This window comes from Corynebacterium sp. MSK035, assembly GCF_030232615.1.
In the GTDB taxonomy this organism is placed as follows: domain Bacteria; phylum Actinomycetota; class Actinomycetes; order Mycobacteriales; family Mycobacteriaceae; genus Corynebacterium; species Corynebacterium jeikeium_D.
Map to the genome: position 1 here is coordinate 1 of NZ_JASPJP010000037.1, position 1,442 is coordinate 1,442.

Consider the following 1,442-nt stretch of genomic DNA (forward strand, 5'->3'; position numbering starts at 1 on the left):
GGGTGAGGCGTGATGCGTACCCGTTTTGGGGAAGTTGGTGATCCTATGCTGCCGAGAAAAGCCTCTAGCGATGTGGATATACGGCCCGTACCCGAAACCGACACAGGTAGTCAGGTAGAGAATACTAAGGCGATCGGGAGAACTGTGGTTAAGGAACTCGGCAAAATGCCCCCGTAACTTCGGGAGAAGGGGGGCCATGACTGGTGACCGACGTGGTTGAGCTGGTTGTGGCCGCAGAGAATAGAGGGAAGCGACTGTTTACTAAAAACACAGGTCCGTGCGAAGACGGGTAAGTCGATGTATACGGACTGACGCCTGCCCGGTGCTGGAAGGTTAAGAGGACCTGTTAGACCCTTTTGGGGTCGAAGCGGAGAATTTAAGCCCCAGTAAACGGCGGTGGTAACTATAACCATCCTAAGGTAGCGAAATTCCTTGTCGGGTAAGTTCCGACCTGCACGAATGGCGTAACGACTTCCCTGCTGTCTCAACCACAGACCCGGCGAAATTGCAGTACGAGTAAAGATGCTCGTTACGCGCGGCAGGACGAAAAGACCCCGGGACCTTCACTATAGCTTGGTATTGGTGTTCGGTTCGGTTTGTGTAGGATAGGTGGGAGACTGTGATGCCTCAACGCCAGTTGGGGTGGAGTCGTTGTTGAAATACCACTCTGATCGTATTGGACATCTCAACCTCGGCCCGTGATCCGGGTTAGGGACAGTGCCTGGTGGGTAGTTTAACTGGGGCGGTTGCCTCCCAAAGAGTAACGGAGGCGCCCAAAGGTTCCCTCAGCCTGGTTGGCAATCAGGTGTTGAGTGTAAGTGCACAAGGGAGCTTGACTGTGAGACTGACAGGTCGAGCAGGTAGGAAACTAGGGACTAGTGATCCGGCACCGGCTTGTGGAAGCGGTGTCGCTCAACGGATAAAAGGTACCCCGGGGATAACAGGCTGATCTTCCCCAAGAGTCCATATCGACGGGATGGTTTGGCACCTCGATGTCGGCTCGTCGCATCCTGGGGCTGGAGTAGGTCCCAAGGGTTGGGCTGTTCGCCCATTAAAGCGGCACGCGAGCTGGGTTTAGAACGTCGTGAGACAGTTCGGTCTCTATCCGCCGCGCGCGTAGAAACTTGAGGAAGGCTGTCCCTAGTACGAGAGGACCGGGATGGACGTACCTCTGGTGTGCCAGTTGTCCCGCCTGGGGCATGGCTGGTTGGCTACGTACGGAAGGGATAACCGCTGAAAGCATCTAAGCGGGAAGCCTGTTCCAAGATTAGGTTTCTTTTGAGGTCCCCTATAGATGATGGGGTTGATAGGCCGGATCTGGAAGCATCGTAAGGTGTGGAGGTGACCGGTACTAATAGACCAAACATTCAACACACAAAGTGTGAATTACAGGGTTTTTGCTCGCGTCCGTTATTCAGTGTCTGGCATGACACCACCCACCC

General features: G+C 54.6%; 1 rRNA gene. It reads left to right on the forward strand.

Annotation, left to right across the window (positions count from 1 at the left end):
- Positions 1–1,376 (forward strand): 23S ribosomal RNA (locus QP978_RS10710); the annotation flags it as partial.
- Positions 1,377–1,442: the final 66 nt, after the last annotated feature.